Below are 15470 nucleotides of genomic sequence, written 5' to 3'. Positions count from 1 at the left end.
GGCTTCCGGGCGTACCGCGTGCTCTTTCGGCTCAGCCGGTTTCTGCGGTATTACCGGATTTTGCGGTACGACGGGATCGGCCGGGTCTTGCGGATCAACCGGGTCAACCGGGTCAACCGGGTCAATCGGGTCAATCGGGTCAACCGGATCAATCGGATCTTCCGGGGACAGCGCGCTGCTAAGGTACCAGTTCGCCGCGTTCTGGCCTTCGCCACGCTGCAGGGTATAGTCATAGGCACCAGCAATGATACGCCCGCTCTGTTTGAATTCCCCTGCGGAATTGCCGTTAACGGTGATCAGTTCAATACCGTCGGTAGTGAGGCCGCCTGCACCGCCTGCGTTCAGCACTGTCACGTTGGTGGTGCCACTGGTGTTGCCATTCACGATCAGGCGATCGGTTGATGAACTGTCATCGCCAAGCTGCGTGTTCATGACCAGATTACCGTTGTTACCTGTATAATCATTGTCGACCGTCAGCGTCTTAAACGTTGCCGCATCACGCGTCATTCTCTGGCTCTGAGTCGCGGTATGCATGAAGTTCACCGTCGATGCATCCAACGTCAGGTTGGTCAGTTGAGAATCTTTCGTCATATCCCAGACAGACTCACCTGACAGCGCCAGATTGTTTATGGCATCGGTGCTGGTTGCAAAGCCACCGACAAAACGGGAACTGTCCCTGGCATTCAAATCTATCAGCGCGGAATCTTTCGCTTCAATGGTACCGACAACCTGCATTTTCTGCCCCGTTGTCGTGACGCGAGAATCTGCGTTTTCTGCCAGTATCGCTGTTGCATCCGGGTCGTTGTAATTGGTACCCAGTTGAATTTCACCCTTCAGCGCAATGTCGCCACCTTTATTCGCCTGAATGTAGTGCCAGGTGCCGTTGCGAGTAGTATCCGTGGCATCAATGTTCAGTTTACCATTGATCACCACGCGCCCCGGAGCCTGCGCGTCTTCTTTTGTAGCAAATAAACCTGTGCCTTCAGTTTGCTGATGTCCCTGACTGTCCATCTCAATGGTCAGATCGTTGGTGGTTAATTCTGACGACCCCATGGATTCTGCCCCATGAAGGATCGTACCATCAGCCCCGGCGTTTAATACCAGAGAGGTTTTACCTTTCGCCGTGAAATGTGAATCTACATCGATGCCGTACTGCCCATCGGATACCCAGATCCCTGACGTCACACCACCGGTTTGATTGGCAGTGACAGTCACCTGCGTATCTCCCAGCGCTTCAATGTCACCGCCTGTCGTGTTGATACCATCGGCATACTCATCGGCAACCGAGTTGACCACGGCATTGTTATAAACAACGAGTGAACGGGCATTTTCCTGCTCGGATTCAGAAGCTATGCCCACGGCATATTCCCGACCTTTGCTGGTCAAATTTAAATCTTCGGCTATAACCTGCGTCCCCATTTTTGCATAAATACCAAACGCTTTGCCTTTTTCAGCGAGTGCAGTGGTATTCACCGTGGTTAAACCGGTAAAATCCAATGTCGCCGTCGCTTTATCGCCATGGATACCGACGACAAATTTATCTGCGCGCTGGTGGCTTATATTCACCGTCAGGTTATCTGCGGTAATATTCCCGGCTTTCGCAAGGTAAGCATCACTACTTCCGCCAACTTCAACGACGCCCACGCCAAAGACAAACGCATAATCCTGATCCAGTGCGATATCTGGCCGTGATGGGTAAACGCCTTCGATCAGATCCCCATAAGCAGTATTCACAGTGGAACCTGAGCCGAGGTCAATCTTGCCGCTGTTGCCGACCACAACGGAGCCGCTGGTCAGCAGAAAATCGCCTTCTTCAAGCTCACCAAAGCCATAGACCATCGGTGAGCCACCATTATGATTTACGGTGACACTGCCATTGTTCGCAACAGAAATAGTATTATTTTCACCTACAGTACCGATAATATTATAAACGCCACCAGCGTCTATAATACCACTCCCGGAAATAACACCATCTTCATTGTGAATTTCTGCATTAGCACTCCCTGCAACCAGAATGCTGCTAATTAACAATGCTGTAGTACTTAATTTAAAATATTTCATGCTTATATCTTTCACAATAAAGTAAGCCGTCGATTAAGTATTAATTCTCCATGTTTGAGTTATTGAGGCAAATGAAATGACCTTATTCATCGGACCAGATTAATAATCCAGATATAAAAATAAGGCGGTATAAAATACATTAAATAACCACATTTAAATTATTTAATGCTGGAAATAACCAATATTAGAAGAAACCAGAGCTAAATTTCAGAAAAAATGTGAAGGATTTAAGATATCTTTTCGTACGGGAAAAGGTTATTTCATAATAAATAAGAACAGGAACATGGAACATGGCTGACACGTTCATCGTTCGGGGTTGACTTATTCTGTTAAAGGTTTACTTTTCAGGACATGAAGAAAATCCTTATTATCGTCCCTGATGGCGGGATGCTGTTCGAATCAGCCGGGATCGCCGACATTCTGACGCAGGCTAACCAACTGCAAGCAGATGGGTTAACGCATCCTCGTTATCAGGTCACTCTCGCCACCACGCAGCCGCATCAGGTGATCCACGGTCAGTCGGGGTTAAATCTGCTTGCCGATCATCGTCTTCATGAACTGGATCCACGCGAGCCGCTCGACACCATTATCATCACCGGCAGGGGCCAGAATGCGCATGAAGGCACAGCGGTTGTCGACTGGCTGCGCCTCGCCGCGCCTCATGCCCGTCGCATCGCGTCTGTCTGCGGTGGCGCGTTATTGCTGGCGCAAACTGGCCTGCTGAATGGCAGGCGCGCCACCACCCACTGGCGGCTGCTTGACACTCTGCAAGCCGCCTTTCCTGACGTGAATGTTGAAGGCGGGCCGCTGTACATCCAGGACGGTAATATCTGGACCTCCGGCGGGGTCAGCTCTGGTTTTGACCTGACACTGGCACTGGTGGAAGAGGATTATGGTTTCAGCCTCGCCCGCGACATCGCGCAGGACTTCGTCATGTATCTGCGCCGCCCCGGCGGGCAACTACAGTTCAGCCGCTTTAACCTGACGCAAACCAGCAGTTCCGGGCCAATTAACGAGTTGCTGACGTGGATCCTCGACAACATCACCGCTGACCTTTGTGTGGAGAAACTGGCAGAAAAAGTCGCCATGAGTCCACGTAATTTCACTCGCGTTTTTACCCGCGAAACCGGTGCTTCACCGGCGCGTTATGTCGCCGAAGCGCGTCTTGCCGCCGCGCGGCAACGGCTTGAGCAAACCAGCGATACCCTGGATAAAATCGCCGAACAGACCGGTTTCGGCAGCAGCATAAACCTGCGTCGCCTCTTCGAAAAGCAGCTCAACCTGACACCAGGCGAATATCGCCAGCGTTTTCATATCCGTAAAATGGCGTAAAGTGATCCTTTTTTGTCATTTACGCCAAAAGCTGCCAGACCTACAGTAAAACCAGAGACAACAATGAAGGAGTTGATCATGGTTAAGGTCGGTATTAATGGTTTCGGCAGGATCGGACGCAACGTGCTGCGCGCGGCGCTGGGTAATGACAATCTGCAGATCGTAGCGATTAACGATCTGACAGACAGCAAAACGCTGGCTCACCTGCTGAAATATGATTCCCTGCTCGGTACGCTGAAGGAAGACGTTTCCGCCGCTGAAGGGCAACTCCGCGTGGGCGCTCAGTCAATCACCGTGTTCAGCGAACGCGACCCGGCGAATATTCCGTGGCGGGATTCGGGTGTGGACATCGTTATCGAAGCAACCGGTTTTTTCACTGATCGCGCCAAAGCCGCCGTGCATATTGAGCATGGTGGTGCGAAACGCGTCATCATCTCCGCACCCGGTAAAAACGACGATCTGACGATTGTGATGGGTGTAAACGACGGCCTGTACGATCCAAAGAAACACTATGTTGTCAGCAATGGCAGTTGCACCACCAACGGTCTCGCGCCTGCCGCGCAAGTCCTTCATCAGAATTTCGGTATTAAGCACGGTCTGATGAACACCACCCACGCTTATACTAATAGCCAGGCGCTGCACGATCAGCCGGAAAAAGATTTACGTGGTGCGCGTGCTGCTGCGCTGTCGATTGTGCCCTACTCCAGCGGTGCCGCTAAAGCTCTGGGGAAAGTGATCCCCGAGCTGGATGGCAAAATGACAGGTTACTCGTTGCGTGTGCCGGTTCCGGTGGTGTCGATCGTTGACCTTACCGTGACGCTGGAACGTGATGTGACGGCAGAAGAGGTCAATGCCGCGTTCCGCAACGCCGCCGCTTCCGGGCCGCTGAAAGGCATTCTCGGCTACAGTGACGAACCGTTGGTCTCCAGCGATTACCAGGGCGATCCACGTTCGTCGATCATTGATGGCCTGTCGACCCTGGTGATTGGCGGCAATATGGTCAAAATTCTCGCCTGGTATGATAACGAATGGGGATTCTCAAACCGCCTGGTAGACCTGGCACAATTGATGGCCCGGCGCGACAGCTAAGCGATAAAAAACCACGCTCCGGCGTGGTTTTTTAACAGGATGGCGGATTACACATACTCAGCCAGTAATAATATCAGCGCCGCCATGGCGTAACTGGTGGCCTGTGCAAGTACCGACTCGCTGTCGCCATCAAAACGCTTTACGCTGGTATGAATCTCATCCTGAGCCAGTTGCCATGCAAACCACACGGTTCCGGCTGGCGTTCCGTCCTCACCGCCATCCGGTCCGGCGTACCCGCTCACTGCCAGACTGACATCCGCCCCGGAGCGCTGTTTTGCGCCTGCCGCCATCTCTCGTACCGTCTGTTCACTCACCGCGGTAAACGTCCGTATCGTCTCACGACTGACGCCAAGCAGGGTGATTTTGGCGTCATCCGTATAGGTAATAAACCCGCTGCCATAAAACGAAGGGGTATCGTCGGCGGCACATAATGCCGACGCAATCAGTCCGCCAGTGCAGGATTCCGCAGTTGCCAGCTGCAATTGTTTTGCTACCAGTACGCGTCCCAGTTCACTGGCGACCGCAAATGAAGGTGTTGACATAAATAACCTCAGTGAATGAAATGAAAGGGCGGCTCACATCGTCGCTTCTTCTGCGGACATCCCCGGAACCAGTATCACCTTGCGGCACTCCTCCTGGCGTTTTTCGAAAATTTCATAGCCTCGCGCGGCGTCTTCAAGTGGCATATGATGCGTTACTATCTCTTCCGGCGTGAGATGACCCTGTTCAATAAGTTTCAGTAAATCCGGCAGATATGCATGGACATGTGTCTGGCCCATCTTAAACGTCAACCCTTTATCAAAGGCGTCTCCGAACATAAACCCGTGGATGAATCCGGCGTAAACCCCCGGCACGCTGACAATCCCGCCTCGCCGTACGGCGGCAATACACTGGCGAATCGCCTTTCCGCTGCTGCCTTCAATTTTAAGCGTACTCAATACCGTTTCGGTGAGACTGCCTTTTGCTTCAAACCCAACCGCATCAATGACTGCATCCACGCCGCGATTGCCCGGCGTGTTTTCGATGATCCACGCCGCCGGATCGTCGTTCTTATCGAAGTTAATCGGGATGGCACCATAACGCTGCTGAGCGAACGCCAGCCGGTAATCATTGTGATCGATGATGAAAATCTGTTCCGCGCCGTTGAGCCGTGCGCAGGCTGCCGACAACAATCCTACTGGCCCGGCGCCGTAAATCGCCACGCTGGAGCCTGGTTTAATTTCGGCGTTTTTCACCGCCTGCCAGGCGGTGGGGAGAATATCGGAAAGGAACAGCACTTTTTCATCTGGCAGATTGTCCGGCACTTTAAACGGGCCTGTATTGGCTTTCGGTACACGGACATATTCCGCCTGACCGCCAGGCACGCCACCATAGAGACTGCTGTAACCAAATAGCGCGGCAGGCGGCGTAATATTTTTACGGTTCAGCGCCGCACCCTTGCCGCTGTTAGTGTTTTCACAGGCTGAGTATTGCTGTAAACGGCAGAAAAAACAGTCGCCACAGGCGATAACAAATGGGATCACCACGCGATCGCCTTTGCTGACCGCTTTCACGTCCGGCCCGGTCTCGACGACCTCGCCCATAAACTCGTGACCAAAAATATCACCATGACTGGTCCCAGGTATTTTCCCACGATAGAGATGCAGATCAGAACCACAAATGGCGGTGGCAGTGACGCGAAGAATAATATCATCAGTGGCTGCTAATCCCGGGTCAGGGGTGGTATCGACGCTGACATTATGCGGACCATGGTAAGTCAGTGCTTTCATAAGCTATTCTCCCGTTAATGGTATAAGCGAGACCAGGTATGGAGACAGCAATTACGTCGCGTTCTGCGGTTTACAACTAAATATGGGATATTGATGAAAACTCTATTACTCCGATTTATTGAACGCTTTCCGAGAATTATGCTACCCATGAACCTGAACTCGTAAAAATAAAAAAGCAGGAACTGAAAGGATAGAACAATAATCGGGCTTCAAGAGTACCCGTACCGTTAGATATAAAAAAAGAGCCTTAAGCGAAACGGTGAAATATCTCCCGCGTCACTTAAGGCTCTCTCTTTTATATTTACTCTTCTGCTGACAGATGCTTCAGTACCAGCGAACAGGTATAGCGCCCGGCGGGATGCACCGAAACAGTGGTTTCGAAAGTGTCGCCCTGACGGTCGATATAACGCCGCACAATGCGCAGCGCTGGTGAGCCGGTTTCAACGCCCAATACTTTCGCCATTTTTGCCGGCACTCCTACCGCAGTGATGGTCTGATGCACTTCCTGGCTGCGAATGCCATAGTGTTCTTCAATCAGATCGCTTATCAGCGCATGGGGATCACTGCGAACCAGCTGACGCAGTTTGCTGTAAGTCGTACTGGCGTAACTGTCGGTCCAGCAAATCGGCGCATCGCGCTTCTGGGCGTCTTCACGAATACTGGCGATATGCAGCCAGCGTGACCCCGGTGGGCAACCGATGACCTGCGCCAGCTCAATGTCCGCCACAATCTCATCCACCTTTTTAACCACCCGCAGGTTGTTGCGGGCCAGCACCAGCAAATCTTCCAGATAGGCCAGTGGATGGTCCTGCGATTTCTCATCAGGGCTGTCGGTGACGTGCGTCCCCGCCCCTTTGCGTCGCGAAATCAACCCCTGCTCCGTCAGGCTTCGCAGCGCTTCACGTACAGTGTGACGGCTGACCAGGTAGGCTTCGCATAGCTCTTTTTCCGTCGGAAACTGCGAACCTGCAGGGTATTTGCCTGAGGCAATATCCGCCGCCAGCTCACGGGCAATACGTTGGTACAGAGACTCTTTCATCGCCATTGTTCTTCTAAAATTACCGATCGTTATCACAAAACCAGGAATGAGATCTTCCCTTCCAAATGTACGGTCATTATAAAATGTACGTACATTCTAAATGTACGTACATTATAGCAATGTCCAGACATTTAGCATGATGCATGGAGCATGCCGGCATGTCATCTGGATATCGGCTGACCGGCAGTCTATCACTATCCCGGCCAAAAGGGGGTTTTATGGCTTCCACTGTACTCGATTCCGTCCTGTTCAGGGATTCTTTCGGCACGCCTGCGATGCGCGCCATCTTTGATGATCACGAACTTATCCGCAAATACGTTGAAGTAGAAGTCGCGCTGGCGAAAGCTGAAGCGCGCTGTGGCGTCATCCCGCAGGATGCCGCAAAAGAAATCGCTGAAAAATGCAATGCCGACACACTGGATTTTGACCTGCTGCGTCACGAAACCGAGATTGTCGGCTACCCTATCCTTCCTCTGGTCCATCAGATCTCAAAACAGGCGGGCGCATCGGGCGGTTACGTCCATTGGGGCGCCACTACCCAGGACATCATGGATACCGCTGTCGTTCTGCAGATCCGCGACGCGTTTGACCTTATCGAGGCCGATATCCGCGAACTGCGCGGCATTCTCGCCGGGCTGGCGCAACGCTACCGCGACACACCAATGGCAGGCCGTACCCATCTGCAGCAGGCACTCCCCATTACCTTCGGTTACAAAGCCGCTATCTGGCTGGACATGTTTGACCGTCACGCCGAACGGCTGGAACAGGCGCGTCCTCGCGTACTGGTAGGCGAATTCGCGGGGGCGGCAGGCACACTGGCGTCTCTGGGCGATAAAGGCCTCGCAGTGCAAAAAGCGATGATGGAAGAGCTCGGCCTTGGCGTTCCTGCTTCCACCTGGCACGTCGCGCGCGACGGTTTTGCCGAAGCGGTGAATCTGCTCGGGGTGATCACCGGGTCGCTCGGCAAAATCGCCTATGACGTGATGCTGCTTGCCGCCAACGAGTTTGGCGAACTGTATGAGCCGTTTGTGAAGGGCCGCGGTGCCAGCAGCACCATGCCGCAGAAACGCAACCCGATCTCCAGCGAACTGATGCTCGCCTGCGCCAAAGGGGTTCGCCAGCACGCCGGGTTGATGCTCGACGCGATGGTACAGGATCTCGAACGCGCGACCGGTCCGTGGCATGCCGAGTGGATAGCCATCCCGGAAAGCTTCGTGCTGGCTGCCGGGGCGCTGCATCAGGCGAAGTTCATGCTCGATGGCTTAATCGTTGATGAGAAAGCGATGGCCAGAAATCTTGATATGACCAAAGGTCTTATTGTGGCCGAAGCCGTCATGATGGGGCTGGCCCCTTACATTGGTCGCCAGGATGCGCATGACGTGGTGTACGACGCCTGTCGCGTAGTAAACGAAAAAGGCGGTCGTCTGGCAGACGTGCTCAACGCCATGCCTGGCGTCTCAAGCCGTCTGGATCCGCAACTGATTGAGCGCCTCACTGATCCGGCGAATTATCTGGGCATGGCACCACAGATGGTGGATCAGGTCCTCGCGAAATCTGCCGGACGCCACTAATCTAGGTCAATGACCATTAGCATGAGGAGATGATCATGTCATCTGTTTCATCCAGGGGAAAATCCATTATTGCTTTCGGTGTGCCGTTGGCCATCGGTGCCATTATCTGGTTCTGGCCGGCACCGGAAGGTTTAACACCGCAGGCGTGGCATATGTTTGCCATTTTTGCCGCCACCATTGCGGCAATCCTGACCCAGCCGCTCCCGTCCGGAGCGGTAATGCTCATCGCGATTTGCGTGGTGATTTTCAGTAAAACCCTGCCGGAGGCGAAAGCGCTATCGGGGTTTGCCAGCGGGACGGTGTGGCTCATTTTCTGCGCTTATGTGCTGTCACTGGGCTTTGTCACCTCCGGTCTCGGCAAACGCATCGCCTATAAAATGCTGTCGCTGTTTGGCGGCAGCAGCCTCGGGATCGCCTATTCACTCGGCGTGTCGGATTTGATCATGGCGCCTGCCATGCCATCGGTGACGGCGCGTTCCGGGGGGATTATCTTCCCGATCGCCCGCTCGATTAACGATGTGCTCGGCTCCGCGCCCGGCGAAACCGGCAAACGCATCGGCAACTTTTTGACCATGGTCTGTTTCCAGTTCACGCCGATCACCGGTGCCATCTTCCTGACCGGGATGGCGGCTAACCCGCTGGTCGGCAGCCTGGCAAAATCAACGCTGGGCATTGAGATCTCCTGGGGCGGCTGGTTTGTCGCGGCCGTGGTTCCGGCGATGGTCTGCTTCATGTTAGCGCCGTTGCTCATTTATAAGATGCTGAATCCGGAACTGAAAAAGACGCCGGAAGCCAAAGAGATGGGCAAGCGTTCGTTGCAGGCGTTGGGTGCGATGAGCAGCGCTGAGAAGAAAGTGGCTATTGGCTTTATTCTCGCCCTGATTGGCTGGGGAACCAGTTTGATCACTGGCCTGTCGGCAACCGCCGTTGGGCTGGGTCTGGCAGCCTACCTGTTCGCCACCCGCGCCGTGGAGTGGAAAGCCCTGCTCAGCGATCACGCGGCCTGGGACACGGTCATTTGGTTCAGCGTGATCATCAGTCTCGCCAGCGGGCTTGAAGGGCTCGGCTTTATTAAGTGGATGACGCAGCAGTTAGACGGTGCGATTCAGGGTTTCGGCCCAATGACCGCGTTTGTGGTACTCGGGCTGCTGTATATCTACGTCCATTATCTCTTTGCCACCGCCTCCGGGCATGTGGCGGCGCTGTACGCCCCGTTCGTCGCGACAGCCATTGCGGCAGGCGCACCGCCGATGATGGTCGCAATCTGCTTCGGTATTTTCAGTAACCTGATGTGGGGGAATACGGAATATGGCGGGGGGCCGGGGCCGATTTACTTCGGGCAGGGCTATTTCGACCGGGCAACGTTTTACAAAATCAACCTGGTGGTGGTCACCTTTAACGTCGCGCTGACCTTTATTGTCGGCATGTTGTGGTGGAAATTGCTGGGCTATTACTGAGTATGAAAGATGGGCAGGCACAATCACGTATTACCGGTGATTGTGCCTGTAGCACAATGCGACGACGCGTTATTTCAGCAACCTCACCTTCACCGATTTGCCTTTAATCTTGCCCTGTTGTAACTGCTTCCAGGCATCACGCGCCACCGCGCGCTTTACCGCCACAAACGCGTGGATCGGGTGAATATCGATTTTGCCGATGTCTGCACCATCAAGTCCCATATCGCCGGTCAGCGCGCCAAGAATATCGCCAGGGCGCATTTTAGCTTTTTTGCCACCATCAATACACAGCGTTTCCATTGACGCCTCCAGCGGCGCGATGCTGATGCCTGCTGGCACAGCTTGCCAGTGAAGTTTGATATTCAGCATCTCTTCCAGCACGTTGGCGCGCTGCGCCTCTTCGGGGGCGCAGAAGCTTATCGCCATCCCGCTCTCCCCTGCCCGCGCGGTCCGGCCGATGCGGTGGACGTGTACTTCCGGATCCCAGGACAGCTCATAGTTGATCACCATCTCAAGGGCTTTGATATCCAGACCACGCGCAGCGACATCGGTCGCCACCAGCACCCGGCAACTGCCGTTGGCAAAACGAACCAGCGTCTGATCACGGTCGCGCTGTTCCATATCGCCATGCAGCGCCAGCACGCTCTGCTGGCTGGCGGTCAGTGCATCGTACACAGCCTGACAATCTTTTTTGGTATTGCAGAACACCACGCAGGAGGCAGGCTGATACTGGCTCAGTAGTTTCTGCAGCAGGCTGAGCTTACCGCCGCGCGGCACTTCAAAAAACAGCTGCTCGACCGCAGGCAGTTCATCCACAGTGTCGATTTCAACGGTCAGCGGATCACGCTGAATACGCCCGCTGATGGCGGCAATCGCCGCAGGCCAGGTGGCGGAAAAGAGCAGCGTCTGGCGCTTCGCCGGAGCGTACGCAATCACCTCATCAATGGCCTCCGCAAACCCCATGTCGAGCATCCGGTCGGCTTCATCCAAAACCAGTGTCTGCAGGGCGTCCAGTCTGACGGTCTCTTTTTTCAGGTGATCCAGCAGTCGTCCCGGCGTTGCCACAATAATGTGCGGCGCATGAGTCAGCGAATCGCGCTGCACGCTGAACGGCAGCCCGCCGCATAACGTCAGCACTTTAATGTTGGGCATATAGCGCGCCAGGCGACGTAGCTCTTTCGCCACCTGATCGGCCAGTTCACGGGTCGGGCACAGCACCAGCGACTGAGTGAGAAACTGGCTGGCATCGATGTGCTGAAGCAGACCAAGCCCGAACGCAGCAGTTTTGCCGCTACCGGTTTTTGCTTGCGCCCGGACATCTTTCCCCGCGAGGATCGCCGGCAGCGACGCCGCCTGTACCGGAGTCATGGTCTCGTAACCCAGTTCGTTAAGGTTGGTAAGTTGTTCTGCAGGGAGGGCGTTTAATTCAGCAAAAGAGGTCACGGCATTATTCTCAATATAGATAAAGGAGTCCCCGGCGTGTTACGCCAGCGAGCTGGCGGCAATGATAACATCCTGTTCACTCGTATCCGCAGTGGTTTTCTTTTTTCGCCACCGTAAAGTGTCCGGAAATCCGCAAAATGATAATTAAGCCCGACGCAAAGGCGGAAATTCGTCTAAGGTTTTCAGATGGTTGATCCCAGCGGTCAAACTATTCAGCCTATGACAGGAGACTAACGATGACGATATCTGCACTGCGCCGTCCGGAGGCTATCGCATTCGCGCTGCGGATGGCGCTCGGTGGTGCGCTTTTGAGCATGACAACTTTCTCAGCACTGGCACAAGACGCGCCTGCAGCACCGACGCCGCCGCCGGATATCCTGCTGGGGCCCCTGTTTAACGATATCCAGAGCGCCAAATTATTCCCCGATCAAAAAACGTTTGCCGACGCGATACCGAAGAGCGATCCGCTGATGATCCTCGCGGACTACCGGATGCAAAAAAACCAGACCAGTTTTGACCTGCGCCATTTTGTCGAGGTGAACTTTACCCTGCCGCAGGAGAAAGAGAAGTATGTGCCGCCGAAGGATCAGACCCTGCGCGAGCACATTGACGGATTATGGCCGGTGTTAACTCGCACCACTGACAGCGCTGAAAAATGGGATTCCCTGCTCCCGCTGCCGAAGCCGTATGTGGTGCCCGGCGGACGTTTTCGTGAAGTTTATTACTGGGACAGCTACTTCACCATGCTCGGCCTGGCGGAAAGCGATCACTGGGACAAGATCGAAGATATGGTCGATAACTTTGCCTATGAACTGGATTCATGGGGCCATATTCCGAACGGCAACCGCAGCTACTACCTGAGTCGCTCGCAGCCACCCTTCTTTTCGCTGATGGTGGAACTGCTGGCGACGCATGACGGCGACGATGCGCTGAAAAAATACCTGCCGCAGATGGAGAAAGAGCACGCCTACTGGATGGAAGGCGCGGATGCCCTGCAAGCGGGCCAGGCCAGTAAACGCGTCGTTAAACTGGAAGATGGTTCGCTACTCAACCGCTACTGGGATGATCGCGATACACCGCGCCCGGAATCCTGGCTGGATGATGTCAACACGGCGAAAAGCAATCCGAATCGCCCGGCCACCGATATCTACCGTGACCTGCGTTCAGCTGCCGCGTCAGGCTGGGATTTCAGCTCCCGCTGGATGGACAACCCACAGCAGCTTGGCACCATTCGCACCACCAGCATCGTGCCGGTTGATCTCAACGCGCTGATGTTCAAAATGGAGAAAATGATCGCCACCGCCAGCAAAGCCGCGGGAGACAACGACAAAGCCGCGCGCTATGAATCCCTCGCCAGCGCCCGCCAGAGCGCCATGGAAAAACACCTGTGGAATGAAAAAGAGGGCTGGTATGCCGATTACGATCTGAAAAGTCACAAAGTACGTAATCAACTGACCGCCGCAGCGCTGTATCCACTGTTTGTAAATGCTGCGTCCCGCGAACATGCGGCCAAAGTCGCCAGCGCCGCCGAGCGCAATCTGCTGAAAGTGGGCGGAATCAGCACCACGACGGTGAACAGTGGGCAGCAATGGGATGCGCCAAACGGCTGGGCGCCGTTGCAGTGGGTAGCAACAGAAGGCTTGCAGAATTACGGACAAGATAAGATAGCCATGGACGTGACCTGGCGCTTCCTGACCAACGTTCAGCACACTTATGATCGTGAACAGAAGCTGGTCGAAAAATACGACATCACCACCACTGGCACGGGCGGTGGCGGCGGGGAATATCCGCTGCAGGACGGTTTCGGCTGGACTAATGGCGTAACGTTGAAAATGCTGGATCTGGTATGTCCGAAAGCAAACCCGTGCGACAGCGTTCCGCAAACGCGCCCTGCAGCACAAACAGAGAAACAGGCCGCGACAACGGCGCAGTAATCTTAAAAAAACGGGCAGCCACTGGCTGCCCGTTCGCGTTATTTTTGCTTATTCCCGCCGTAGCAGCCGGAACACCAGCAAGACGACAATGGAGCCAACGACGGCCACCAGGAAGCTCTGCAAATTAAAGCCTGTGATGCTGCCTCCAATACCGAACATGGTCGCTAACCAGCCTCCCACCACCGCACCGACAATCCCGAGGATGCAGGTGAGGATGAATCCCCCGCCATCCCGCCCCGGCATAATCAACTTGGCGATGACACCCGCGATAAGTCCGAACACGATCCAGGTAATAATGCCCATGATAACCACCTCCAGGAAAAAACTGTCCAGATGCAGGTCAACATCCCCTGCCTCAATGCTTCAAGTATAGGTAATTGCACTGGAATATCCGGCTGGCGTCGCATTTATTTATTGAATTTCACTTTTTTCACTTATTTGTCTTAAGTTCCTCCGACGGGTGCCGATAACGATGCGAGAATCTGTCACCTGGAGCGATTTGGTGTGAGTCATTACAACGAGCAATTCCTGAAAGTAAGTCCGCTGGCAGTATTAAACGTCCTTCGTGATCTGCATAAAGATCAGGTTCCGCTTCGCGTCTCGTGGGCTTCTGGCCAGTTCATTAGCCGTATTCTGTCAGTCACGGCGGAAGCGCTGATCATTGACTTCGGCAGTCAGGAACAGGAAAACCTGGCGGCACAACAGGCTGAAAATTTCCTGATAGATGCAGAAACCAAAGGGGCGAAAGTCGAATTTACCCTGCCCCGACTGGTAACTGTCGATTACCTGTCGCTCCCGGCGTTCACCGCTCCCGTACCGCCATCGTTGTGGTTTGTACAGCGCAGAGAGTTCTTTCGTATTGCGGCGCCTCTGCACCCGGTTTATCTCTGCACAGCGCGATTGCCAGATAACAGCGAGCTTCGCTGCCGGCTGTGCGACCTTTCACTCGGTGGCATGGGGGCATTGCTGGAAAGCAAAACAACTGCCGGTCTGCAGGTCGGCATGCAAATCCCGCAGCTTCAGCTCGATATGGGCGACTGGGGGACATTTCAGTTTGATGCGCAGTTGATTGCCATCACTGCGCATAAAGTGGTCGATGGCAAAAATGAAACCATCAGCACCCCGCGTCTGAGTTTCCGCTTTCTGAACGTAAACCCGGCAGCGGAGCGTACGCTCCAGCGTATTATCTTCGGACTGGAGCGTGAGGCGCGCGAACGCGCCAGTAAAGTGCGTTAACGATAATTACATCGCATCCATCGCCTGCTGGACTTTCCAGATATAGCGAGGCGCCTGCGGCGCGGGGTGTTTTTTGACAACGTGTTCAAAAAACTCATCTGCGTCGAGGTCGTTAATCTCTTCGATCGCTTCTTTACGGTCAGAAGAGAAGGTTCTCAGCAGCGCACCCGCGCCGTTAACATACGACACCACCAGCGCATACTGCATCACTTCCGGGTCTTTAATGCCCGCCAGCACGCCATGTTCCAGAATGCTCAGGTAAGCGGTCCCCATCGAAATATTACGTTCCGGGTTTTTCAGCTCGCTGGTCGAGGGTTGCCCTTTCCAGCCCATATAGCGGTAGACTTCACGCCCGGCGGTGGAGGCTTTTAATTGCATCAGACCCACCGCGTTGGATTTACTCACCAGCTCAGGATTTCCCCCCGACTCCACAGCGATGATCGCCGTGATAAGGCGTGGGCTGACGCCCCAGGCCGCACCAGCTTTTTCGCTGATCGGCATCCATTGCATCGCCCGTTTAACCGGCGCTTCAGCGTTCC

13 protein-coding genes are annotated in these 15470 nt (G+C 54.3%); 6 read left to right on the top strand and 7 right to left on the bottom strand.

Annotated elements, in window-relative coordinates:
- Positions 1-2061, bottom strand: a 2061-nt coding sequence (locus GTGU_RS26340) for an autotransporter outer membrane beta-barrel domain-containing protein (RefSeq protein ID WP_038153765.1), incomplete at its 3' end; no start/stop codon positions are given.
- Positions 2062-2412: 351 nt separating this feature from the next.
- On the opposite strand from GTGU_RS26340, the gene GTGU_RS01735 reads away from it, so the two are divergent.
- A complete protein-coding gene (locus GTGU_RS01735) occupies positions 2413-3393 on the top strand; it encodes a GlxA family transcriptional regulator (RefSeq protein WP_038153763.1) in 981 nt (326 codons plus the stop codon).
- Positions 3394-3471: 78 nt separating this feature from the next.
- Entirely contained in the window at positions 3472-4482 is a 1011-nt protein-coding gene (gap, locus tag GTGU_RS01730; protein ID WP_038153760.1) for a type I glyceraldehyde-3-phosphate dehydrogenase, read from the top strand.
- A 47-nt stretch (positions 4483-4529) separates the two neighbouring features.
- Here gap and GTGU_RS01725 read toward each other — a convergent pair whose 3' ends face one another.
- The 3 genes from GTGU_RS01725 to GTGU_RS01715 all read right to left on the bottom strand — a co-directional run bounded on the left by GTGU_RS01725 (position 4530) and on the right by GTGU_RS01715 (position 7290).
- Positions 4530-5024, bottom strand: a complete 495-nt coding sequence (locus GTGU_RS01725) for a 2-oxo-tetronate isomerase (protein WP_051857275.1) — start codon at positions 5022-5024, stop codon at positions 4530-4532.
- A gap of 33 nt (positions 5025-5057) precedes the next feature.
- On the bottom strand, positions 5058-6251 hold the full coding sequence (locus GTGU_RS01720) for a zinc-dependent alcohol dehydrogenase (RefSeq protein WP_038153758.1): 1194 nt from the start codon (positions 6249-6251) through the stop codon (positions 5058-5060).
- Positions 6252-6552: 301 nt separating this feature from the next.
- On the bottom strand, positions 6553-7290 hold the full coding sequence (locus GTGU_RS01715; RefSeq protein ID WP_038153757.1) for a GntR family transcriptional regulator: 738 nt from the start codon (positions 7288-7290) through the stop codon (positions 6553-6555).
- Between the two features lie 218 nt (positions 7291-7508).
- Here GTGU_RS01715 and GTGU_RS01710 point away from each other — a divergent pair, with 218 nt between their 5' ends.
- Together GTGU_RS01710 and GTGU_RS01705 are read left to right on the top strand one after the other, a co-directional pair.
- The gene (locus GTGU_RS01710; RefSeq protein ID WP_038153756.1) at positions 7509-8861 is read left to right on the top strand and encodes a class-II fumarase/aspartase family protein; all 1353 of its coding nucleotides are present in this window, start codon (positions 7509-7511) and stop codon (positions 8859-8861) included.
- A 35-nt stretch (positions 8862-8896) separates the two neighbouring features.
- Complete coding sequence (locus GTGU_RS01705) at positions 8897-10318, top strand: DASS family sodium-coupled anion symporter (RefSeq protein WP_038153755.1); 1422 nt, start codon at positions 8897-8899, stop codon at positions 10316-10318.
- A gap of 69 nt (positions 10319-10387) precedes the next feature.
- Here the strand turns inward: GTGU_RS01705 and dbpA are convergent, their stop codons facing one another.
- Complete coding sequence (gene dbpA, locus GTGU_RS01700; protein ID WP_038153751.1) at positions 10388-11761, bottom strand: ATP-dependent RNA helicase DbpA; 1374 nt, start codon at positions 11759-11761, stop codon at positions 10388-10390.
- Positions 11762-11997: 236 nt separating this feature from the next.
- Here dbpA and GTGU_RS01695 point away from each other — a divergent pair, with 236 nt between their 5' ends.
- Positions 11998-13695: an alpha,alpha-trehalase gene (locus GTGU_RS01695; protein WP_038153750.1), complete on the top strand. Its 1698-nt coding sequence runs from the start codon at positions 11998-12000 to the stop codon at positions 13693-13695.
- A gap of 48 nt (positions 13696-13743) precedes the next feature.
- On the opposite strand, the gene GTGU_RS01690 is transcribed toward GTGU_RS01695, so the two are convergent.
- Positions 13744-13998: a GlsB/YeaQ/YmgE family stress response membrane protein gene (locus GTGU_RS01690; protein WP_038153748.1), complete on the bottom strand. Its 255-nt coding sequence runs from the start codon at positions 13996-13998 to the stop codon at positions 13744-13746.
- Between the two features lie 201 nt (positions 13999-14199).
- On the opposite strand from GTGU_RS01690, the gene ycgR reads away from it, so the two are divergent.
- Positions 14200-14931 carry a flagellar brake protein YcgR gene (gene ycgR, locus GTGU_RS01685; protein WP_038153747.1) on the top strand — a complete coding sequence of 244 codons (732 nt, stop codon included), beginning with the start codon at positions 14200-14202 and terminating at the stop codon, positions 14929-14931.
- 6 nt (positions 14932-14937) lie between these two features.
- On the opposite strand, the gene emtA is transcribed toward ycgR, so the two are convergent.
- The coding region (gene emtA / locus GTGU_RS01680) for a membrane-bound lytic murein transglycosylase EmtA (RefSeq protein ID WP_038153746.1) at positions 14938-15470 on the bottom strand (533 nt) is incomplete at its 5' end.

It is taken from the genome of Trabulsiella guamensis ATCC 49490 (genome assembly GCF_000734965.1).
Taxonomy (GTDB): Bacteria; Pseudomonadota; Gammaproteobacteria; order Enterobacterales; family Enterobacteriaceae; genus Trabulsiella; species Trabulsiella guamensis.
This window is presented reverse-complemented; position numbering and strand designations above follow the sequence as displayed.